This window comes from Streptomyces sp. NPDC054813, from assembly GCF_053611365.1.
In genome coordinates this window covers 1-21,546 of record NZ_JBSHAF010000041.1, presented here as the reverse complement: position 1 = coordinate 21,546, position 21,546 = coordinate 1, and the positions used below count along the sequence as shown (strand labels likewise).

Sequence of the window (21,546 nt, the reverse complement as noted above, 5' to 3'; positions counted from 1 at the left end):
GTGACCGCCCTCCCCACCCTCCTGGTCGTCCACGATCAGGGCTCCGCCGGTCCCCTGCGCATCCTGTCCTCGGCCAGGGGGCTGTGCCGGGTCGTCTTCCTCTGCGAGGCCGAGCAGCCTTCGGTGGCCGCCGAGTTGCGGCAGGTCGTGGGGCACGCCGAGGTCGTCGACATCGGCGGGCTCGGCGAGGCGGAGGTCTGCCGGCTCGCCGCGGGGCTGTCTCCCGACGGCGTCGTGACCTTCAGCGAGTACCGGCTGCGGCTCACCGCCGCCGTGGCCGCCCACTGCGGGCTGCGGTTCCACTCGCCCGAGGTGGCGGCCGGCCTCACCGACAAGTTCCGCCAGCGTCAGGCCCTGGCCGGCGTCCAGGACACCGCGTGCGTCCTGGTGCGGTACCCCGGCGACTGCGCCGGCGCGCTCGCCCGGGTGGGCACGCCCGCGGTGCTCAAGCCGCGCCACGGCGCGGGCAGCGTGGACACCTGCCTGGTCGGCTCGCCCGCCGAGTGCCGGGCAAGGCTGGCGGAGTTCACCCGGTGGGCGCCGCGGGACTTCGTCCTGGAGGAGTACCTGCGGGGCGACCCGGCGCTCGCGGACTCGGGGTGGGGCGACTACGTCTCCGTCGAGTCCCTGGTCGTCGACGGCGAGCCCCGTACCGTCGCCGTCACCGGGAAGCCGCCGCTGGTCGCGCCGTTCCGGGAGACGGGGCACATCCTGCCCGCGCCGGTCCCGGCGGCCCTGGCGGCGGACGTGGTGGAGCTCGAACAGCGGGCGCTGCGGGCGCTGGGCATCCGGCACGGCGTCACCCACACCGAGGTCAAGCTGACCGCCGACGGGCCGCGGATCATCGAGGTCAACGGGCGGCTCGGCGGATTCGTCGCCGAGATCGTGCACCGGCGGACGGGCCACGACATGGTGGCGTCGGCGCTGCGCCTGGCCCTGGGCCTGCCCGTCACGGCGCCGGAGCCGCTGCTGCCGGGGCGGGCAGCGGCCCCGGTGGCCTTCCAGTACCTGTTGATCCCGCCCGCGGACCCGGTGTCCCCGGGCCCCCTCTCGCTCCTCGACGCGCTGGAGGACCTGCCCGGCGTCGACCTGGTCGACGTCTCCCCGCTCGACGGGCACCACGCGGACTGGCGCAGGGGCACGCTCGGCGCGCTCGGCGTGGTCTACGGAACCGTCGGTGACCACCTCCAACTCGCCGCACTCCTAAAGGAGTTGGGGACACGCGTGGAGATCTTCTGGTACGGCTTCGCGACCGCCCCTGCAGTACGCTCGGGCGCCGAATGACACAAGAACTCCGATGAAAGGCACGGCAGATGTCTGAGAAGAGCTCCTCCACCGAGGTGGTCTCGATTCCGGTGGGCCGAGTGGTCGGCGGCCGGGAGGAGGTCAAGGATGACGACTGGGGCACGGTCGAGGCCGTCATCCGCCTGGACGCCGAGCAGTTCGGCGCGGACGCGCTGGCCGGCCTGGACGCCTTCTCCCACCTGGAGATCGTCTACCACTTCGACCGCGTCCCCGTCACGAAGATCGAGACCGGTGCCCGCCACCCGCGCGGCAATACCGACTGGCCGCTGATCGGCATCTTCGCCCAGCGCGGCAAGAACCGCCCCAACCGCATCGGGGTCTCCCGCTGCCGTCTGCTGCGCACCGACGGACTCGACCTGTACGTCCAGGGCCTGGACGCCGTCGACGGCACCCCCGTCCTCGACATCAAGCCCTACATGAGCGAGTTCGGCCCCCAGGGCGGCACCACCACCCAGCCCGGCTGGGCCACCGAGATCATGCGCCACTACTACTGACGCGCCACGACCAGTGAGGTGCCTCCACTCCTGAGGCGCCCTACCCCTGAGGAGACCTGTGTCCCGCCGCCTGTTGACTCCGGAGCCAGTGAGCGAGAACCCGCGCCGGGTCCTGCTGCTGTGTCCGGACACCCGGGTACGGGAGGCTGCGGCAGACGTGGGGCTCGACATCTGGTCGGTCGAGGGTCCGGCGGGCACCGGGCGGTCTGCCGCGCGCAGGGTGCCCGTGAACCTCGACGACGCGGACGCCCTGTACTCGGCCCTGGTAGGCACCGCCCGTGCGCACGAGATCGGGCACATCGTGTATCTGGGCGACGCGGAGGCGCTCCACCGGGCCGTCGAGCGGTCCCTCGCCGACGTGGCGCCCCCGCGCGCTCAGGCGCTGCGCCGACTGCGGGATCCGGCGCTCATGCGACGGATGCTCAACCAGAGCCGGGTGTCCGTGGTCAGGGCCGTGCCGGCCTCGACCCCCCGGGCCGTCCGCGCGCTGGTCGAGGACTTCCCGCTGCCGGTGGCCGTCAAGTCGGGCCCGGTACCGCGGACCGCTGTCATCCGTGGCGGGGACGACCTCGAACGCTGGCTGGCCGACGCCCCCGCCGGACCCCATCTCGTCGAGGAGCTCCTGACCGGACCGCAGGTCAGCGTGGACACGCTCACCCGCGAGGGCATGCACGAGGTGACCGCCGTGACCGCCCGGCAACGCGCCGGTGGCTTACTGCTGCATCCGGCCGCACTGTCAGAGGCCGACCAGGTCGAGATCCGTGCCATGGTGCGGGCCCTGCTGGATCTGGCGGGGCTCCAGTCCGGGCCCGCCCACACCGAGGTGGTCGTCACCGCGAACGGCCCGCGGATCGCCGCCTCCAGTGGCCGGCTGGGCGCGCGGCCCGTCCGGCGCCTGGTGCGGGCGTCGACCGGCCGTGCCCCGGAGGAGGACGTTCTGGCGGCCCTGGCCGGATCGCCCTTCCGCCGTCCGGCGCCCGGCCGACCGGCGGCTCTCGTCCGCCTGGCACCGCGCCGCCCCAGGGCCGGCCTGGGGGCGGCGCTGAGCGACCTCGCCGGGATGCGGCAGGTCGACGACGTCCGGGTGGTGGAGGCCGACGCGGACACTCCCGAGCACGTCGAGGTCGTCGTGCACGGCGTTTCGCACCAGGAGGTGGCCGAGCGGCTCGCCGCCGTACGCCGGCGCTGGGAGAGCGGGTACCGCACGGGCGCCGACACCGGATCCGGGAGGCGGTAACGAGACGGGACCGGTACGGGAAGGGCCGCGCCCAGCATGGCGACCACACCATAGACGGCACCGGTCACCAAGGAGACTCATGCGCACCATGCTGGCCACCCTCATCGGCGTTCTCTGTTCGACGGCCCTGGCCCTCGGCCTGGGCACGGCGGTCGACGGCCCGTCCGCCGACGCCGTGCCCAGTGCCCACCACGTCCTCGCGGACAACCAGGGTCCGACGGTGGTCACGCCCTGAGGCGGTCGTCGACCAGCGGCACGGGGCAGCCCATGGATTCGAGGAGCACCGCGGCCGCCGCCCGGTGCTCCTGGGCCAGGACGGTGTCGTCGAGCGCCTCGGCCACGTCGGCCATTCCGCCCAGCGCCCGCGCCTGCTCCGCGCGGTACCCGATGGCGGTGGCGAGTTCATGGGCGTGGGCGTGCAGGGACAGGGCCTTGTCGTGCTCGACGCGACGCAGGCAGAACTCGCCGATGAGGTTCTCGACCTTCGCCTGCCGCGTCGGACTGCCGCTCACGTGCGCGAGCTGCAGCGCCCGACGGGCGAAGCCGGCCGCCTGGGCCGGCCGGCCCAGGCGCTCGCCGACCCAGGCGGACAGGGCGAGGGCCAGCGCGACGTCCCCCGGCGGGCTGGAGGAGTCGCACAAGGCGCGCGCCTGCTCCAGGCACTGGTGGGCGTCCTCGTGCCGGCCGAGCCCGATGTGGGCGAAGGCCAGGTCGGTCAGCGCCATCACATGGTTGTCGCGGTAGTCGAAGCCCCGGTGCAGCTCCAGGGCCTGCCGCGCGGCGGTCGCGGCCTCCTCGCACCTGCCCCACTGGACGTACAGGGTGGAGAGGTTGGTGAGCGTCTCGGCCTCGGCCCGCGGGATGTCCAGCTCCCGCTCCAGGGCGATCGCGCGCTCCAGATGCCGCAGCGCCTCCGGATGCCGCCCGAGCACGGTCAGCAGCAGGCCGATGGTGGACTCGCCATGGGCCTCGGTGTGCTGGTCACGCAGGCGTACGGCGACGTCCCGTGCCTCCGTGGCCACCGCGAGGCCCTCGTCGAAGTGCCCCAGCTTCCAGCAGGCGACCCCGAGGTTGGACAGGCTGACCCCCAGCAGCGCCAGGTCCTCCAGCCGCCGCGCGGCCTTGACGGCGGTCCGGCCGACGTCCCTGAACTCCTTGAACTGGCCCCGGGCGTTGAGCCGGAAGACGATGTTGCGGGTCAGGCACACCGTGTGGCGGTCGAGGCCGCCCCGGTACGCGAGGGAGATGGCGGCGACCAGGTTGCCGTGCTCCCGGTCGAACCAGTCGGCGGCGTGATCCGCGTCCGCGAACCGCGGCTGGTCGCCGCAGTAGTCGGGTATCCCCGTGGAGCGCCGCCGGCGTCCGCTGAAGAGCAGTTCGCAGGCCGCCTCGGTGGTCGTGACGTAGTAGTCCATCAGGCGCCGTACGGCCGAGAGGTCGTCCTGCGCGTTGTCCGGGCCGCACTGGCTCTGTGCGAAGTTGTGCACCAGGTCGTGGAACCGGTACAGGCCGATGGCGGGCTGCTGCAGCAGGTGCACGTCCAGCAGCCGTTCCAGGATCAGCTCCGCGTCGCGTCTGTCCGTGCCGAGGAGGGCGGCGGCCGCGTACACGTCGATGTCGGCACCCGGGTGCAGGCCCAGGATGCGGAAGGCGACGCGGTGTTCCTCGTCCATGATCTGGTACGACAGCCGCAGGGACGCCGCGACGCTGCGCTCCCCGGCGCTGAGCTCCTCCAGCCGGCGGGTCTCGTCCCGCAACCGGTCGACCAGGTACTCCACGGTCCACCGGGGCCGGTTGCGCAGCCGGGCGGCGACGATGCGCAGGGCCAGCGGGAGACGGCCGCACAGCCGGACCAGTTCGGCCGTCGCGGCCGGCTCCGCCACCACGCGCGTGGCGCCGAGGACCTCCTCGATCAGCAGCACGCTGTCCTCGTGGGACATCGGGCCGATCGAGAACCACTCGGCTCCGTCGAGGTCGACCAGCCGCGCCCGGCTGGTGACCAGGACCAGGCAGCCGTGCGCGGCGGGCAGCAGGGGCAGGACCTGGCCGACGTCCAGGGCGTTGTCGACGAACAGCAGCAGCCGGCGGTGGGCCAGCGTGGAGCGCCACAGCGCGGTACGGCCCGCCAGGTCGTCGGGTATCCGGTCGCCCGGCGTGCCGACCGCCCTGAGCAGGACGTCCAGGGCGGTGGCCGGGGTGACCGGGGACTCGCCAGGGGTGAAGCCGCGCAGGTCGAGGTGGAGTTGGCCGTCGGGGAAGTCGGCGGCCACCTGGTGGGCCGCGCGGACGGCGAGCGTGGTCTTGCCGCTGCCGCCCATTCCGTCGATCGCGACGATACGGCTGTGCCGCCGGCCCTGCTGCCCACCACCCCTGATGCACTCGACCAGGGCGTCCAGCTCCTGCTTGCGGCCGGTGAAGTCGGAGAGGTCGTAGGGGAGGGTGCAGGGAGCATCGGACCGGCCGGGCGCGGGCGTCGCGGGAGCGGGCCGGGGCGCCGGCTCGGGGGCCGGCGGCAGCCGGAGCCCGGGGGCGGCCAGTTCGGGCGCCTCGCGCAGGATCGCGGCGTACAGCTCGCCCAGCCGCGGCCCGGGGTCGATGCCGAGCTCCTCCAGGAGCAGCTCACGTACCCTCTGGTACTCCTCCAGGGCCTCCGCCTGGCGGCCGGTGCGGTACAGCGCCAGCATCAGCTGGCCGCGCAGGGTCTCGCGCAGGGGTTTCTGGGCGATGAGGTCACGCAGGTCGCCGATCAGTCCGGCGGCATCGCCGAGCCCGAGGCGCAGGTCGAAGAGCTGCTCGGCGGCGGCCAGCCGGCGCTCGTCGAGCGTGGTGCCGGCGGCCTGGATGACGGCACTTCCGGTGTCCGCCATGACGGGGCCGCGCCACAGCCCGAGCGCCTGGCCCAGGGCCTGGGCCGCCTCGCGCGGGCTGCCGGCGGAGACGGCCCGTCCCGCGTCGCGCAGGTGGTTGCCGAACTCGGTCAGGTCCAGTTCCCCGTCGGCCAACACCGCCCGGTAGCCAGGCCCGTCGGTGACGATCACCCGGCCGCCGTGCGGCACGCGCCGGCGCAGGTCGGCGACGGCTTTGCGGATCTGGTGTGCGGCGGTGGCCGGGGGATCGCCGTCCCACGCGGCCTGGACCAGGCGCGCCACCGGCACCACCCGGCCCGGTTCGAGCAGTAGGGTCGTCAGAACGCGTTCCTGGATCGCTCCGCCCAGGCGCAGCCGTGTGGCTCCGGACCAGCCTTCGAGCGGTCCCAGGATGTTGAACCGTAGATTTCCGTCTCCCTGTTCGGACATGGATACTCTGCCCCCGTTGTCCAGAAGGCCCAGCTAGGGGCCTTCTCAGCAGGCCCAGGTGGGGCCTCGACTGGGGATCATAAGAGTTTTGCCGAGCGGTGGATACGGCAAAACTCACAGTTCCCAGCCGGGGGTAAACGTTCGTTCAAAGTGGCGTCAAGCCGATGGCGATCCGGGTGAGTTCGGCCTTGTTCCCCACACTGAACTTCGACCGCACCCGCTTGACGTAGGTGTCGACGGTGTGGGAGCTGATCCCGATGCGCCGCGCCACCTGCCCGTGCGTCATCCCCAGTGCGATGAACCGCAGCACCTCCCGCTCCCGCGGGGACAGCGTGGCGACGGCCGAACGCTCCGCCCCGGACGCCGTCGCGAGCCGCGCCGTCGCCTCGGACACCGACCGCAGCACCTCCTCAGCCGTCGCGTCCGCCCGTACCACCACAGTGCCGGGTGACTCGGGTGCTCCGTCCGCCAGGCCCTCCCCGACGACCAGGAGGTCGATCCGCTCCCCGGCTGCGGGAAGCCCGTCGGTCGAGGTGAAGACCACCTCGGAGGACGACTGGGTGCTCAGCAGGTGCGCCAGGCCCATGAGCACCAGCGGTCGCCGATCGCATATCGCTGTTCGCATGGGGCAACCGTCCGCCCACGCCTTCCCGAATCGATACCGATGCGCTCCCGGACCCGTCATGTCCCCGGAAACGGTGTCCCCAGATCCTGCGGCATGCCCCGGCGGACGGCAGCAACAACGATGGAGGGCATGGTCGTTGATGTTCGCGAGGCCTCCCGGCTGTACCTGCGCCGTACCGGTCTCGATCAGGAGTGGACCGGCGCTCCCTTCCGGGCGTCCGGCGTCCCTGAACGCCTGGTACGGAAGATAGCGCGGCGTTTCCACGAGCAACCCAGCCGCCCCAGCGATCCCGACGCCCGCGGCCAGTACCTGCGGATGGCCCACGAGGCCCGGGACCAGCTCGCCTGCATGACCGACATGGGCCTGAAGGTGCGCTTTCACCGCGGTCCCGGACAGCCCTACGACGCGTCCCGCGAGCTCTGCCGAGCCCTGGACACGGGCGAGGACCTCTACGTGTTCCCCACGGAGAACGGACACGGCCCGGAGGGCTACGAGGACCCGGACAACCCGCTCCTCGCCCCGGCCGGCGTCGAGATCGACGGTGCGCCGGCCCTCCACAACGACGTCCTGCGGGCCACGCACGACTACTTCGGGCACTACCTGATGCGCGCCCCCTTCAACCTGCGCGGTGAACTCTCCGTCGCCTATGCCCATTTGAGGATGTTCTCCCCCGGCATCCACCGGGCGGTGCTGAACGAGTTCGTCGGACAGATCGCCTGGTTCTACTACGGCCCGCACATCACCCGGCCCGACGGCTCGGTACCGCGCCGGGGCGACGCCGACTGGGTCACCCCCGAACAGCGCCCCTTCGCCGACCAGAAGATCAATCTGATGCCCGCCGAGTGGGTCGAGGAGTTCCTCGCGTGGGGCAGCGGGGAAAACACCTCGGACAATGAAGAAAGCGAAGAAAGCGAAGAAATAGGAGAAAAAGGAGAAAGCGAAGAAAAGGCGAAGAAATCCCGGGAGACGGTATGAGCCCGCTCCCCAGGATTCTCGACGGCGGCACGGCCACCGGTCTGCAGGCGGCCGGCATCCCCATGCTCGAACCATGGCTCACCAGTGCGCCCCTTCGGGATACGGCCGGGACGGACGCGCTGGTGAAGGTGCACGCGGAGTTCCTGGACAGCGGCAGCGACGTCGTCACCGCCAACACCTTCCGCACGGGCACCCGGGCCCTGTCCCGCATGGGCGTGCCCGAGGCGGAACAGGGCGCCTACGTGCACCGGGCGGTGACCTGTGCGCTGCGCGCCCGTACGGCCGCCGCGGCCCCGCACGCCCTGGTGGCCGCCTCGGTCGCCCCCGTCGAGGACTGCTACACCCCGGCGCTGACCCCGGACGACGCCTCCCTGCGCCGCGAACACGCGTGGCTGGCCGGCGTCCTCGCGGACACGGAGACCGACCTGGTCCTGGTGGAGACGCAGTGCACGCGCCGCGAGGCCGTGATCGCGGTCGAGGCTGCTGTACGGCACGGACTGACGGCCTGGGTGAGTTTCGTGGTCACCGGCGAGGCCACGCTCCCCGACGGTGACGCGCTCCGCGAGGCGGCGCGGGCCTGCGTCGACGCCGGGGCGAGTGCCGTGGCCGCCAACTGCCTGCCCCTGGCGGCCGTCCCCCGCGCCCTGGAGCGGCTGGCCGGTCTCGGTGTCCCCGTCGGCGTCTACCCCAACCTGGAGGACCGCGCGGCGCTCGCCGCGTGGGAGCACAGCGCCCACACCCTGCCCGCGGCCCTGTCGCCGTCGGCCTTCGCCGACCTGGCGCACGGCTGGGCCGTCCGGTTCGCACCGGCCTTCGTCGGCGGCTGCTGCGGCACGACTCCCGCGCACATCGGCGCACTGTCGGACAAGTGGAAGGAGCAGAAGGCAGCGTGACGAACCTTCGAGTACGAGCCACTTTCGGTTCCGGGTCCCGTTCCGGATCCGGTCTGCTGCAGATCGCCGGCCCCGGCACCGACCCCGCCCTGCGGGCGCGCCGCCGGCAGGTACGGGCGGAACTGGACCGCGCCGGGTTCGAGGCCGCGGAGACGGTGCGCGCCTTCGGGGTGCTGGCGGTGCTCGCGCCGGTGATCACCGACGAGGACAACGACGTCGCCTATCCCGGCGATCCCATGGCCCTCTACTCGGCGCTGAGTTTTCCCATGTCCCGGGCGACGGCCTCGTTCTCCGACCCGTTCGGGCCCACCGACGTGTACAACGACCTGTGCCCGATGTGGCCCGCCCTGCCCGGCAAGAAGGAGCGGCCCGACGTGTGCCGCCGCCTCGGCACCGAGGTGCGGACCACCGACGACACCGTCTTCGACCCCCGGACCTGGACCCCGCGCACCCGCGCCGACCTCGTCGGCCTGCTGCGCCGGCGGACCCCCTCCGTCGTCCTGATCAGCGCCGTCTCCCCGGCCCACCGCTACGCGCTGGAGATCGCCGCCCTGGTCAAGGAGGAGTGCCCCAAGGCCCTGGTGGTGCTGGGCGGACGGCATGCGGACGAGACGGTCCGCCGTGAGGAGTCGGCCGAGGTGTCCCTCGCGCCCAGTTCCACCGCCACCGCCGGTCCCCGCCCCGTCGACGTCCTGGTGAGCGGCGACGGCGGTCCCCTGCTCGACCTGACCCTGCGAGCCGTCGCCCGAGCCATGGACCTGGTCACGCGCACGACCACCGCCGACGCGGTCGCCGCCGAGCTGGAGCGGATGGCGGGCGAGGGCGGACAGGAGTACGGACGCGGCAGCATCCTCGTCCGGGGCGCCGCCGGGTGGACCGCGTTCACGGTGGAGGGCCCGCCGGTCCCGGCCGAGCGGAACCCGTCCCCGTACGCCCCGTTCCTGATCCGTTCCCGCTTCCCGATCTTCACCCGGGACGACGGCACGGTGGCCCGGTGCGCCCATGTGCTGGTCTCCGGCACCTGCCCGATGCGCTGCACGTTCTGCTCGGAGTCCGCCCTGCTGGGTCAGGTGCGGCGCCCGGCGCCCGGCGACACCGAGATGATGGTGGAGCGGCTGCGGGAGTACGTCGAGTACGGTGCCGAGGCCGCGTTCTTCGACGACTCGATCTTCTGGTCCGGCTCCTGGCCCCGCATCCGGCAGTTCTGCACCGAGCTGGCCGAGGCGCGGCAGATCGACCGCGGTCTCGCCTTCCTGCAGTGGGGCGCCCAGCTCACCGTCGACGTGCTCACCGGCCCGAAGCCCGAGATCGTACGCGCGGGCCTGGCCGCGATGCGTCAGGCGGGCTGCACCTATGTCTACGTCGGCATCGAGAGCATGTCCGAGCAGGTCATGCAGCACGTCCACAAGAACGTCCGGCGCGCCACCCCGTGGAAGGAGCGCGTGCGCCGGGCCCTGGGGCTGCTCGGCGACGCCGGGATACGGGTGGGCAGTTCGGTCCTCTTCGGGCTCGACGGCGAGGACGAGCACACCATCGGCGAGACCATCGAGGAGGTGGGCCGGCTCATCGACGACGGCTACCTGATGCTCGCCAGCCCCAACATCCTGACCTACCACCCGGGCACGGAGATCACCCGCCGGCACGGCATGGAGGACCAACTCGACTATGGTTCCCAAGGAGTTGAGGTACCGCCGCCGTACTCCTTCTTCGAGGAGGCGTATCCCGGTGTCGTCTCCCGGCTGCTGACGGAAGACCACATCTGGCGCATCCACCGGGAGTCGAGGGAGCGCTGGGGGCAGGTGCGCAATGGAGTGGAAGCGGTGACGATGTGACGGTCACGGAGTACGCCACTGCCGACGGCCTGCCCGGCCGGTACTGGTACGCCGACCCGCCGGATCCCAGGTCCTCGCCCGCTTGGCTCGGCGCCAACCGCTGGCCCGAGGACGGCGTTCGCTTCCTGGAGATACCCGGGGCCGGCGCCGCCTGCGCGGTGCGCACCCAGGACGACCACACAGGCTTCCCCCGGATGAACAGCACCGTCGTGGCCGCCGGCACGGGCCGCGATGTGACGCAGCCCGAGCAGGACATCCAGGCGGCCCGGACCGAGGGGCTGCGCCAGCTGAACGTCTGCGCCCTCGGATACGGCCAGTCCGTCTTCCCGGCGGCCGGCACCGAGTTCGACGCGGACATGCTGGTGACCGCCCTGGAGGAGTACGCGCATGCGCAGGGCCGGCTGCTGAGCTTCCTGCACCTCGACGAGGACGACCCCGTCCTGCCGTGTCTGCGCGGGCGCGGCTGGAGCGTGGGCGTCACCGACCGCTACTACCGCATCCCGGACGTCGGGCAGGACGAGACCGCCTTTCTCGCGGGCTTCTCGGCGCACCGTCGGCGCAGGCTGCGGCGGGAGCTCGGGTCCCTGGAGGAGACCGGCGCGCGTGCCGAACTCCACCGGGGCGACGGGGTGACCGCCGAGATCCAGCTGGAGGTCGCGCGGCTGGAGGCGTACTCGGACGAGAGGCACGGCATCCCCGGCGACCCGGCCCGGCTGCTGCGTATGAACGAGCGACTCAGGCACGCCTTCGGCCCCCGCTACTGCGTGGGACTCGTACGGGACCGGCACGGGACGGCCGTGGCCAGCTCCACCGCGGTCCTCGGCACCCGCGACGTGCTGCCGCGCATGGTCGGCCTCGGCCCCGGCAGCAAGGAGATCGGCGCCTACTTCCACGTCGCCTACCACCTGATGACACGCCTTGCCCGCGCGAGCGGAGCCCGCGGCGTCCTGCTCAGCACGGGCACCGCGACGGCCAAGCTGCACCGGGGCGCCATCGCCCGGCCGCTGCTGAGCGCGCTGCCGCCCGGCGCCCCGGCCCACACCGCACTGCTGCGCCGCACGGACGCGGCCTTCGCCGCCCGAGACGCCGCCTGAACCACCTGTACCCGCTGAACCCCCTCCGAAGGAGCCCAGTGCCGTGAACGCACGCCCCACCGTCCTGATCATCGGCATCGGCCCCCTGCGCGAGCGCTTCTTCGCGGCGGCGGAGCGCCGGGGCGCCGACACGATCCTCGTGGACGAGACCGCCTACTCCCGCTACGACCGGCTGGCCACCGAGAACCATGCCTGGCGCCTGACGGACCATCAAGACCCGGGGCCCGACCTGGACCGCCTGAAGTCGTTCGAGGGCAAGGTGGACGGCATCCTCGCCTTCAACGACTGGGGCACCCGCATCGCGGCCCGCCTCGCCAAGGAGTGGGGACTGCCCGGCGCCGGAGCGGCCGTGGCCGGCGAGCTCACCCACAAGGCCGACGTACGGCGTCGACTCGCCGGCACCGGTGCCGAACTGCCCTATGCGCTCACCGCGGACCCCGCCGAGGCCGAGGAACTGCTGCGTTCGGCGCCGTCCGGCGAGGTGATCGTCAAGCCCGTCGACGGCGCGGCGAGCCTCGGCATCCGGCGCGTGGCCGACCCCGCCGAACTGCCCGCCGCCCTCTCGGCGGTGATGTCCACCACCGGCCAGCCACGGGCGCTCGTCGAGCACTTCGTGCCCGGCCCGGAGCTCTCCTTGGAGGCCGTGGTCTCGGCCGGGCGCACCGTGTTCGTCGGGGTCACCGAGAAGACCTGCACCGCGCCGCCGTCCTTCGTCGAGACCCGGCATGTGATCGACCCCGCAGTGCAGCGCGAACTGGCCCCGTCGGCAACCCGCTTCGTCGACAGCGTGGTGAAGGCCCTGGACATCGACAGCGCCGTGCTCCACCTGGAGGCCAAGCGCGCCGGCGACCGCTGGCACCTGATCGAGATCGCCTTCCGCCCCGCCGGGGGCCTCATCAGCGACGTACTGCTGCGCGCCACCGGAGTCGACCTGTACGACGCCGCCCTGTCGCTCGCGCTCGGCGAGGGGGACCCCGTGCGCACCCGGCCCGGTGCCACCCCGCAGGTCGCGGCCGTGGAGTTCGTGGCGGGCACCGGCACCGTCGCGGACGCCCCCACGATGGCCGCCGTCCGCGAGGGGCTGCCGCTCGTCACACACGCCGAGCGCCTGCTGCCGCCCGGGTCGGCCCTCGCGAGCGTGGACGCCAACTGGTGGCGGGCCGGCTACGTCCTCGGCGCCGGCCCCGACCGCGCCGAGACCCTGGCCCAGCTGGCCGAGGCGAACTCCCGGCTGCTGGACCTCCTGGGGCTGACCCGGGTGCCCGACGCATGAGCCGGCCGGACGGGCCGCTGCCCCGGCTGTTCGTGTCCGCGATGATCGTCGACGCGATCGGCTCGGGGATGTTCATGCCCTTCGCGCTGCTGTACTTCGTGCGGGTGCAGAACCTCGGCGTCGGGTCCGTCGGCACCGCACTCACCGTGGTGAACCTGGCGCTTGTGGTGGCGAGCGCGGCCCTGGGGCGCCTCGTGCAGTCGGTGGGTCACCTGCGCTCGCTCATCCTGGTCAACGCCGTGCGCGCCCCGCTGTTCGTCCTGTACGCGGTGACCCTGCCCGCCCCCGTGGCCGTGGGCGCGGTGGTCCTGTCCGCCGTGCTCGACAAGGTGGCATGGGTGTCGCTCGGCGCCACGATCGCCCGCCTCACCCGGGGGTCCGCCGCACGCCGCGCGTTCAGCACCGTGGGCTGGGCCCGCAACGTCGGCCTGTGCCTGGGGTCCCTGGCCGGCGGGGTGCTGGCCTCGGCCCACAGCTCCACCGGTCTCAGGGTGATCGCGCTGGTCAACGCGGCGAGCTTCGCCGTCACCACCGTCGTACTGCTGCGCCTCAGAAGCCGGGCCGCCCCCGCTGCCGCCACCCCCGGGGACCGCCCCGGTGCCGCTGCGGCCGGAACCCTCCAGGTGCTGCGCCTGCCGGGCTTCGCGCTGCTGACCGGCGCCAAGACCTGCTTCACGGTGTGCGCCACCGTGGTCTCGACATTCACCGGCCTCTACCTGGTGGACGACGCCCGGCTGGGCGCCTGGGCGGCCGGCGGCGCACTGGCCCTGAACGGCGCGCTCGTCGTGCTGTTCCAGCAGTCGCTGGTCAAACGCACGGCGGAGCGCGCCGCCCCCCGGATGATGGCCCTGGGCGGCGCGCTGTACACGGCCGCCGGGCTGGGCTTCGCCCTGGTCTCCCCGCTCCGGGACACGGCCTTCCCGGCGCTCGCCGTCGCCCTGGCGTTCGCCGCGATGGCCGTGTACACGCTCGGCGAGATCGTGATCGCCCCGACCAGCGACGGCTACGCGGCGGAACTCGCCGAGCCCGGAATGGAAGCCCCCTGCCTGGCGGTCTACCAGGCGTCCTGGTCCGTCGCCTCGGTGGCGGTCCCGGCCGTCGGAGCCTGGCTGCTGCTCGCCTCCGCCTCCGCCCTCTGGACCGTGTTCACCGGCGTGGCGCTCCTGGGCGCGATGCTCAGCGCGACACTCGCCCGTGCCGCCGGCGCTGGGTCGCGGGCCGCCGAGACCGCGGGGGCCGCCTGATCACACAGGCGGGTCCGCACACGGACAGGCCTGGCCGGGCGGCCAGGCCGTGTGCGGCGAGGAGTACTTCAGGAACCGCGCGCGCATCCCCGCCAAGGGCAACGGGTTCGGCTTGGACGACGGATGGCGCCTTGACCTCCCTGTCGTCGACCACTACCACGCCGATCGCGTCCGCGTCACCGAACCGGCCCCAGGCGCCGGTCCAGGCGGGGGAGCAGTCCCGATGGCCGTCCTGCAGCAGGCCGTCGATGTTCTGCCCGTGCTGACCAACCTTCGTCGCACGCGCGGAGTTCGCCCTGATCTCCGTGTGCCGCGGCCAGATCGAGCCGTGCGAAGGAGTGCTACCAGCAGGCCCGGATCACCCTGTGGGGTCGGCCTCACATCTCCGCGATGCCGGCACCGTGCAAGCTCGGCATCACCGCCTACTCGCTGGTCCTGGGCGCGGTCGCCGAACCGGCCATCGCGTGCCTGCCGGAGCCCCGCTTCGGGGCGGTCCACCTCCCGCACCCCTTGGTGAACCCGATCGCGTTCGTCATCGCGCTCGCCGCGGCGATGTACCGAAACGTGGCGGAACGCTCGGCGTGAGTATCCGTCCACGCCGACTCAGGGTGGGGACCGCCACTGTCGGCAGCCCCCTGTTCATGCCGGGCAAGCCGATGCCGTGGATGGGCCCGCACCGCGGCTCTGGGGGGTCCGACGGACAGGACCCCGTCGGCGGTACGGGATGCCGATGCAGGGGTCACGTGCTGTCGGTGGACGAGTACCAATCGCGGGGCAAGATCGCGTCGATTGTCTCCTGCACTCGGTCGATGAGGTCTGCGCGGTCGTTCAGCGCCCAGGAGATGTGCTGAGCGCCGAAAAAGGCTGCGACGAGCACCCGAGCCAGTCTCTCCGGGTCTACGCCATCTGGGAGTTGCCCCTGTCGCTTCGCCTCCGTCAACAACTCTTGACAGTGTGCAATGAAGTCGACGAACGGGCGGGTGGGCGAGTCGCTGATGATCTGATGGCGGTCCAGATGCAGGCGCACCGCGGCCTGGAACAGGGTGTCGTCGCGGAGGGTGACTGCCACGCGGTGCAGGAGTTTGACCGTCGCCGGCAGGGGCGGCAGTTTCAGGCGCTTGACCCCGGCGGACAGGGCGGCCAGGCGGGCGAAGTACTCCTCGGAGACCGCTATGGCGATGGACTCCTTGTTCGCGTAGTGGAAGTACACGGCCCCCTTGGTCACCCCGGCCTGCTCGGCGATGTCGAGCAGGGTGACATCGGCGAAGCCGTTCCGTGCGAAGACGACTGCCGCCGCCTCGAGGATCTGGACGCGTGTGCGGATCGACCTCTGCTGTTTGGGACCTTGCCGGGCGGGACGCTTCCCGCCGGAGGGCTTGGGTTCAAGGACGTGCACGTAGCGGCTCCCGCTTGGTGTCAACGGCGACTCGGTTGACGCACGAACATACCACTGCAAATGCATTTCTCATCCTGTCCGTGGCGGGATGTGGGCGGTTCGTGACGTAGTGAGTGCCCAAAGTCGCAGCAAATCCGGCAAGTTGGGTGCAGCGGGCGGCGGCCTGGATGGCCCTCGATGGCAAAATAGAGTCAAGAAACCATTCGCTAGCGTACGAAAAAAGCTATGTTGGAGACACGACGTCAGATCGAGATCTGGAGCGTGATGAGTACCCAGAACGTCTTGGTGGTGCCTCAGCAGTCCACGGGGGTGGGCGACCGGCAGGCGTTAGGCGAAGGGCAGCAGCCCGGACTCTCAGCGGTGACAACGGTTCCGATCGGTGCTCTGTTGCCTGCGGATTCACCGCGCACCGCAGGCGAGGACCATACGCACGCACGTGTACTGGCCGACTCGGGAGCGGTGCTCCCGCCGATCATCGTCCACCGGCCCACCATGCGGGTCGTGGACGGCACGCACCGGCTCATGGCGGCCCGCCTGCGCGGGGAGCCGGAGGTGAAGGTGCGGTTCTTCGACGGCGACGAGCGCGACGCGTTCGTGATCGCCGTACGGGAGAACACCGGGCACGGGCTGCCGCTGAGCGCGAGTGATCGTGCCGCGGCCGCCGCCCGTATCGTGCGGACCCATCCGCACTGGTCCGACCCCGCCATCGCGCTCGCGGCCGGTCTCTCCGCACGCACGGTGAGCGACATCAGGCGGGCGTCCCTGGGCGAGAGCGAACAGCCCGCCGTCAGACTGGGGCGCGACGGCCGGGTGCGGCCGTTGAACAGCGCCGAAGGGCGGATCCGCGCCAGTCAGCTGATCAGGGAGATGCCGGGCGCCTCACTGCGGGCGATCGCCCAGCGGGCCGACGTCTCTCCGGGCACGGTCCGCGACGTACGTGACCGGATGAGCCGGGGCGAGGACCCGGTCCCGAAGTCGCTGCGGGACTCGGTCGCACGGCAGGGCGACTCCGCCGAGGCCCGGTCGGCGAGGGTGCGGCGGTTGGCCGAGAAGCGCGATCCCGTCGATGAGCAGGTACTGCTGAGATCCCTCATGAAGGACCCCTCCCTCAGGCTGACCGAGCGGGGGCGCTTCCTGCTGCGGCTGCTCGGCGCGCAGGTGCTGCCCGACAGCCGGTGGACGGAGCTGAGGGATGCCGTACCGGAGCACGGGGCCAAGGTGATCAGTCAGCTCGCCCGCAAGTGCGCCATCGCCTGGACCGAGTTCGCCGACGATCTGGAAAAGGCGGCCGCCGAGGCCGGCGGCGAGTGACCGCGGCCGGTCGCCCGCGACCGTGAGGGAGCCGGTCGGCCGATGACGTCCGTACGGCGGCGGGGGCTGTATGGCCAAGCACTGTCCGGGCATGGACAGGTGCGACTACGGGGTTGTGCAACCACGGGGATTGCGTGGTTGCACAGCGCCGGAGGCCCTGGACGGGGTGTCCGGCGGACACGGGGGAGGTGTCGGTGCCGTGGAGGGATTCACCTTCTTCGGGTTTCACCACGCCGGAGGCAGCATCGCGGCGTTCTCCGGCTGGCAGCGTGCACTGGGTCCGGAGGCCGAGGTGGTGCCGGTCGCGCTGCCGGGGCGGGGGCGGGACGGCCGCAGCGGTCGCTACCGCGACATGGACTCGCTGGTCGAGGCGCTGGCTCAGGACCTGGGGCCCCGCCTGTCGGGGCGCCATGTGCTGTACGGCCACAGCATGGGGGCGTTGGTCGCCTACCGGCTGACCCGGTTGCGGGCCGGGCGGGCACAGCGGCTGCCCGAGAAACTGCTCGTAGGGGCCTTCGGCGCGCCGCATCTGCGTCAGTCGGCAGGTGCCGCCGAGGACATGACCGACTCGGAGCTGCTGCGTTGGCTGGTAGACACCTCCGACATCCACGCGGACCTGCTCGGCGGCACCGAACGACTGGCCGTGATGCTCGCCCGGCTGCGGGAGGACCTGCGGATCATCCGGCCCCGGCGCCCGATGGAGGACATCGGCGTACCGCTGTCCTGCCCGATCCATGTCTTCACCGGCACACGCGATCCCCTGGTCGATCGGGTGGCCGCGGCGGGATGGGGCCGGCACACCAGTGCCGGCTGCACCGTCCATGTGATCCCGGGCGGACATTTCTTCCCACGCGAGTCGAAGCGGGCTTTCTTCGATGAACTGCGCTCCGTGCTGCACGGCGAGTCCGTGCGGGCCGGGAATGTGTATGGCTGAACCATGCACAAACTGGTGTTCCCGGTGAAGGATCAGTAATACTCCTCGAGCGCGAATGAGTCAGCGTCCATGGCGAATTCGAGTTGAGAATCCAAGCAGTGGCGGGGGAGAGTCTTGGCTGCGCGTAAACGTATGAAGGACGGCCTTGAAGGCGAAGGCCCCGGGAAAATGGTGCAGTTGCTGACGCCGGACGGCGAGCGCGTGCACCACCCGGACTACGACATCGAACCGACCCCGGAAGAGCTCCGTGAGATGTACCGTCACATGGCGCTGACCCGCCGGGTGGACGCCGAGGGGGTCACCCTGCAACGCCAGGGTGAACTGGGGCTCTGGCCCTCATCGTTGGGGCAGGAGGCGGCCCAGGTCGGCTCGGGTCTCGCGATGCGCGCGGACGACCATGTCTTCCCCAGCTACCGGGACCACGGTGTCGCGCTCGCCCGGGAGGTCGACCCGCTGCACATCTTCCGGCTGTTCCGCGGTGTGAGCCACGGCGGCTGGGATCCAGCGGAGAAGAACTTCCATCTCTATACGCTCGTCATCGGCTCACAGGCACTACATGCCACCGGATATGCGATGGGCGTGGCCGACGACGACGCCGATTCTGCGGTTATCGTGTATTTCGGGGACGGTGCGACAAGTCAGGGCGACGTGAGTGAGGCATTCAACTTCGCCGCCGTGTACGACGCGCCGGTCGTCTTTTTCTGCCAGAACAATCAATGGGCCATTTCGCAGGGCGTGGAAAGGCAGAGCAAGGTCCCGATCCATCAACGTGCCGCCGGTTTCGGGTTTCACGGTGTCCGGGTGGACGGCAACGACGTGCTGGCCTGTCTGGCGGTGACCCGGGCCGCCGCGGAGCGGGCCCGTCAGGGACGCGAGGCGACGCTCGTCGAGGCGTTCACGTACCGGATGGGCGCCCACACCACGTCGGACGATCCGACCCGCTACCGGCAGCCCGCCGAACTGACGCAGTGGGCACGGAAGGACCCGATCGCCCGCCTGGAGAAGTACCTCCTGAACCACGGCTGGGCCGACGCCGACTTCCTCGGCCTGGTCGAGCAGGAGGGCGACCGGCTCGCCCAGCACATCAGGGAGAGCGTGCGCGCCATGCAGGACCCCGACCTCACGGAGTTCTTCGACATCACGTATGCCGGCGAGCACCGGCTGGTGGCCGAGGAGCGGGAGTGGTTCGAGGAGTACGAGGCGTCGTTCGTGGAGGGGAGCTGACATGGCGGCGACCACCCTGGCCAAGGCCGTGAACGCGGCGTTGCGGGCGGCCATGGAGGACGACCCCAGGGTCGTGCTGATGGGTGAGGACATCGGACGGCTCGGCGGCGTCTTCCGGGTGACCGACGGTCTGCAGAAGGACTTCGGGGAGCGTCGGGTGAAGGACACCCCGCTCGCCGAGTCCGGCATCGTCGGTACGGCCATCGGACTCGCCCTGCGCGGCTACCGCCCCGTGGTGGAGATCCAGTTCGACGGCTTCGTCTTTCCCGCGTACGACCAGATCGTCACCCAACTCGCCAAGATGCGGGCCCGCTCCGGCGGTCGTATCGCACTGCCGGTCGTCATCCGGATTCCGTACGGCGGCGGCATCGGCGCCGTCGAGCACCACAGCGAGTCGCCGGAGGCACTGTTCGCGCACGTCGCGGGGTTGCGGGTGGTCTCGCCGTCCAACGCCGCCGACGCGTACACGATGCTCCGGCAAGCCATCTCGGGGGACGACCCGGTGATCTACCTCGAACCCAAACGCCGTTACTACGACAAGGGCGAGGTCGACCCGGCGGCGGCACCGTACCCGCTGCACTCCGCACGCGTGATACGTCCCGGCAGCGATGCGACGGTGCTCGCCTACGGCCCGACGGTGCGTACCGCCCTGGAGGCGGCGGCCGTGGCCGACGAGGAGGGCACCAGCGTGGAGGTCGTCGATCTACGCTCTGTCTCACCGATCGACTTCGACACCATCGAGGCCTCGGTGGCCCGGACCGGCCGACTGGTCGTGGCGCACGAGGCGCCCGTCTTCTTCGGGACCGGTGCGGAGATCTCCGCCCGTATCACGGAACGCTGCTTCCATCGGCTGGAGGCGCCGGTCCTGCGGGTGGGCGGATTTCACATGCCGTACCCGCCCGCCCGTACCGAGCACGCCTACCTGCCCGACCTGGACCGAATTCTGGATGCTGTCGAGCGCGTCCTGGCCTACTGAGACGAGGATCCCGTGGAAACACAGCGTTTCCGTGAGTTCAGGATGCCCGACGTGGGTGAGGGCCTGAGCGAGGCGGACATACTCCAGTGGTACGTGAAACCCGGCGACCGGGTGCACGACGGCATGACCGTGTGCGAGGTCGAGACCGCCAAGGCCGCGGTGGAACTGCCCATCCCCTACGACGGGTTGGTTCACGAGGTCCGCTGCCCTGCGGGAACGACCGTCGACATCGGGGCGGTCATCATCACCGTCGACACCGCCCCGGACGGCGAGGGCGCGCCCGCGCTGCCGCCGGTGTCCGAAGCCGCGGCGCCGTCGGCTCCCGCGCCCGAGCCCCAGCAGGCCCTGCTCGTCGGCTACGGCGTCATGAACGGCTCGACCAGGCGCCGCCCGCGCCTGCCTCGAGCCGAGCGGGAGCGGCCCGTCCACCGCGATGCCGTCCCCGGCAGGGCCAAGCCCCCGGTCCGCAAGCTGGCCCGGGACCTCGGCGTCGACCTCGGCCGTCTGATGCCCTCCGGCCCGGACGGTGTGATCACCCGTGAGGACGTCCATGCCGCGGCCCGCACCATCGAAGTGCCGGTCCTCGGCGTGCCGGCGCGCACACCCGCGTCTGGCGAGCGCCGCGTTCCCATCAAGGGGGTGCGGAAGGCGACCGCCGAGGCGATGGTGGCGAGCGCGTTCACGGCGCCGCACGTCACCGAGTTCAGCACGGTCGATGTCACGCGCACGGTGAAACTCGTCCAACAACTCAAGGAGGATGCCGACTTCGCGGGGCTTCGGGTGACCCCGCTGCTCCTCGTGGCCAGGGCGTTCCTCACCGCGGTGCGGCGATTCCCCGAGATCAACGCCTCCTGGGACGAGGCCGCGCAGGAGATCGTCATCAAGGAGCGGGTCCACCTGGGCATCGCGGCGGCCACGCCTCGTGGTCTGCTCGTCCCCAACATCAAGGACGCGCACTCCAAGACGCTGCCGCAACTCGCGGCAGCCCTGGGCGACCTGGTCACCACGGCCCGGGCCGGCAAGACCACGCCCTCGGACCTGTCCGGCGGCACGGTGACCATCACCAACCTCGGAGTCTTCGGCGTCGACTCGGGAACCCCGATCCTCAACCCGGGGGAGGCGGCCATCCTCGCCGTCGGAGCGATCAAGGCCCAGCCCTGGGTCCACAAGGGCAAGGTGAAGCCCCGTCAAGTCCTGACCCTGGCACTCTCCTTCGACCACCGTCTGGTCGACGGGGAACTCGGCTCCAAGGTCCTCGCCGCGACCGCGGAGATCCTTGAGCAGCCCAAGCGACTCATCACGTGGGCATAAGGATGATCGAACTCATGACAGGTGCGCAGTGCCTCATCCGCTCTCTTGAGGAGGTCGGTGCTGACACGGTATTCGGCATTCCCGGTGGTGCGATCCTGCCTGCCTATGACCCGCTGATGGATTCCA

19 protein-coding genes and 1 pseudogene are annotated in these 21,546 nt (G+C 71.5%); 17 read left to right on the top strand and 3 right to left on the bottom strand.

Annotated features, from left to right (window positions below; translation table 11 throughout):
• The 4 genes from ACWGJB_RS46535 to ACWGJB_RS46520 all read left to right on the top strand — a co-directional run bounded on the left by ACWGJB_RS46535 (position 1) and on the right by ACWGJB_RS46520 (position 3,271).
• Complete coding sequence (locus ACWGJB_RS46535; RefSeq protein ID WP_453386089.1) at positions 1–1,284, top strand: ATP-grasp domain-containing protein; 1,284 nt, start codon at positions 1–3, stop codon at positions 1,282–1,284.
• Positions 1,285–1,313: 29 nt separating this feature from the next.
• Positions 1,314–1,799 (top strand): SAM-dependent methyltransferase, encoded by a 486-nt coding sequence (locus ACWGJB_RS46530; protein WP_453386088.1) that lies wholly within the window; start codon positions 1,314–1,316, stop codon positions 1,797–1,799.
• 88 nt (positions 1,800–1,887) lie between these two features.
• On the top strand, positions 1,888–3,036 hold the full coding sequence (locus ACWGJB_RS46525) for an ATP-grasp domain-containing protein (RefSeq protein ID WP_453386087.1): 1,149 nt from the start codon (positions 1,888–1,890) through the stop codon (positions 3,034–3,036).
• A gap of 79 nt (positions 3,037–3,115) precedes the next feature.
• Positions 3,116–3,271 (top strand): hypothetical protein, encoded by a 156-nt coding sequence (locus tag ACWGJB_RS46520; protein ID WP_453386086.1) that lies wholly within the window; start codon positions 3,116–3,118, stop codon positions 3,269–3,271.
• On the opposite strand, the gene ACWGJB_RS46515 is transcribed toward ACWGJB_RS46520, so the two are convergent.
• Positions 3,261–6,332, bottom strand: coding sequence for an AfsR/SARP family transcriptional regulator (locus ACWGJB_RS46515; protein WP_453386085.1), 3,072 nt, complete (start codon positions 6,330–6,332; stop codon positions 3,261–3,263). The genes ACWGJB_RS46520 and ACWGJB_RS46515 overlap by 11 nt on opposite strands.
• Before the next feature lie 145 nt (positions 6,333–6,477).
• Positions 6,478–6,957 carry a response regulator transcription factor gene (locus ACWGJB_RS46510; RefSeq protein ID WP_453386084.1) on the bottom strand — a complete coding sequence of 160 codons (480 nt, stop codon included), beginning with the start codon at positions 6,955–6,957 and terminating at the stop codon, positions 6,478–6,480.
• A gap of 129 nt (positions 6,958–7,086) precedes the next feature.
• On the opposite strand from ACWGJB_RS46510, the gene ACWGJB_RS46505 reads away from it, so the two are divergent.
• The 7 genes from ACWGJB_RS46505 (at position 7,087) to ACWGJB_RS46475 (ending at position 14,853) form a co-directional block, all read left to right on the top strand.
• Complete coding sequence (locus tag ACWGJB_RS46505; RefSeq protein WP_453386083.1) at positions 7,087–7,932, top strand: hypothetical protein; 846 nt, start codon at positions 7,087–7,089, stop codon at positions 7,930–7,932.
• The gene (locus ACWGJB_RS46500) at positions 7,929–8,825 is read left to right on the top strand and encodes a homocysteine S-methyltransferase family protein (RefSeq protein WP_453386082.1); all 897 of its coding nucleotides are present in this window, start codon (positions 7,929–7,931) and stop codon (positions 8,823–8,825) included. The genes ACWGJB_RS46505 and ACWGJB_RS46500 overlap by 4 nt, the downstream gene beginning before the upstream one ends.
• Positions 8,822–10,657: a B12-binding domain-containing radical SAM protein gene (locus tag ACWGJB_RS46495; protein ID WP_453386081.1), complete on the top strand. Its 1,836-nt coding sequence runs from the start codon at positions 8,822–8,824 to the stop codon at positions 10,655–10,657. The genes ACWGJB_RS46500 and ACWGJB_RS46495 overlap by 4 nt, the downstream gene beginning before the upstream one ends.
• Positions 10,654–11,751 (top strand): hypothetical protein, encoded by a 1,098-nt coding sequence (locus tag ACWGJB_RS46490; RefSeq protein ID WP_453386080.1) that lies wholly within the window; start codon positions 10,654–10,656, stop codon positions 11,749–11,751. Before ACWGJB_RS46495 ends, ACWGJB_RS46490 begins: the two co-directional genes overlap by 4 nt.
• A 43-nt stretch (positions 11,752–11,794) precedes the next feature.
• Complete coding sequence (locus ACWGJB_RS46485; protein ID WP_453386079.1) at positions 11,795–13,024, top strand: ATP-grasp domain-containing protein; 1,230 nt, start codon at positions 11,795–11,797, stop codon at positions 13,022–13,024.
• Positions 13,021–14,268 carry an MFS transporter gene (locus ACWGJB_RS46480; RefSeq protein ID WP_453386078.1) on the top strand — a complete coding sequence of 416 codons (1,248 nt, stop codon included), beginning with the start codon at positions 13,021–13,023 and terminating at the stop codon, positions 14,266–14,268. The genes ACWGJB_RS46485 and ACWGJB_RS46480 overlap by 4 nt, the downstream gene beginning before the upstream one ends.
• A 390-nt stretch (positions 14,269–14,658) precedes the next feature.
• Positions 14,659–14,853: a hypothetical protein gene (locus ACWGJB_RS46475; protein WP_453386077.1), complete on the top strand. Its 195-nt coding sequence runs from the start codon at positions 14,659–14,661 to the stop codon at positions 14,851–14,853.
• Positions 14,854–15,007: 154 nt separating this feature from the next.
• Here the strand turns inward: ACWGJB_RS46475 and ACWGJB_RS46470 are convergent, their stop codons facing one another.
• Positions 15,008–15,730 (bottom strand): ScbR family autoregulator-binding transcription factor, encoded by a 723-nt coding sequence (locus ACWGJB_RS46470; RefSeq protein ID WP_453386076.1) that lies wholly within the window; start codon positions 15,728–15,730, stop codon positions 15,008–15,010.
• A gap of 393 nt (positions 15,731–16,123) precedes the next feature.
• On the opposite strand from ACWGJB_RS46470, the gene ACWGJB_RS46465 reads away from it, so the two are divergent.
• The 6 genes and pseudogenes from ACWGJB_RS46465 to ACWGJB_RS46440 form a co-directional block, all read left to right on the top strand.
• Positions 16,124–16,975 (top strand): hypothetical protein, encoded by an 852-nt coding sequence (locus ACWGJB_RS46465; protein ID WP_453386075.1) that lies wholly within the window; start codon positions 16,124–16,126, stop codon positions 16,973–16,975.
• Positions 16,976–17,174: 199 nt separating this feature from the next.
• On the top strand, positions 17,175–17,909 hold the full coding sequence (locus ACWGJB_RS46460) for a thioesterase II family protein (protein WP_453386074.1): 735 nt from the start codon (positions 17,175–17,177) through the stop codon (positions 17,907–17,909).
• 132 nt (positions 17,910–18,041) lie between these two features.
• Positions 18,042–19,133, top strand: coding sequence for a pyruvate dehydrogenase (acetyl-transferring) E1 component subunit alpha (pdhA, locus tag ACWGJB_RS46455; RefSeq protein WP_453386130.1), 1,092 nt, complete (start codon positions 18,042–18,044; stop codon positions 19,131–19,133).
• 1 nt (position 19,134) lies between these two features.
• Positions 19,135–20,109 carry an alpha-ketoacid dehydrogenase subunit beta gene (locus ACWGJB_RS46450; RefSeq protein ID WP_453386073.1) on the top strand — a complete coding sequence of 325 codons (975 nt, stop codon included), beginning with the start codon at positions 19,135–19,137 and terminating at the stop codon, positions 20,107–20,109.
• Between the two features lie 42 nt (positions 20,110–20,151).
• The gene (locus ACWGJB_RS46445; RefSeq protein WP_453386129.1) at positions 20,152–21,420 is read left to right on the top strand and encodes a dihydrolipoamide acetyltransferase family protein; all 1,269 of its coding nucleotides are present in this window, start codon (positions 20,152–20,154) and stop codon (positions 21,418–21,420) included.
• A gap of 5 nt (positions 21,421–21,425) precedes the next feature.
• Positions 21,426–21,546, top strand: a pseudogene (locus ACWGJB_RS46440) (thiamine pyrophosphate-binding protein); the annotation flags it as partial.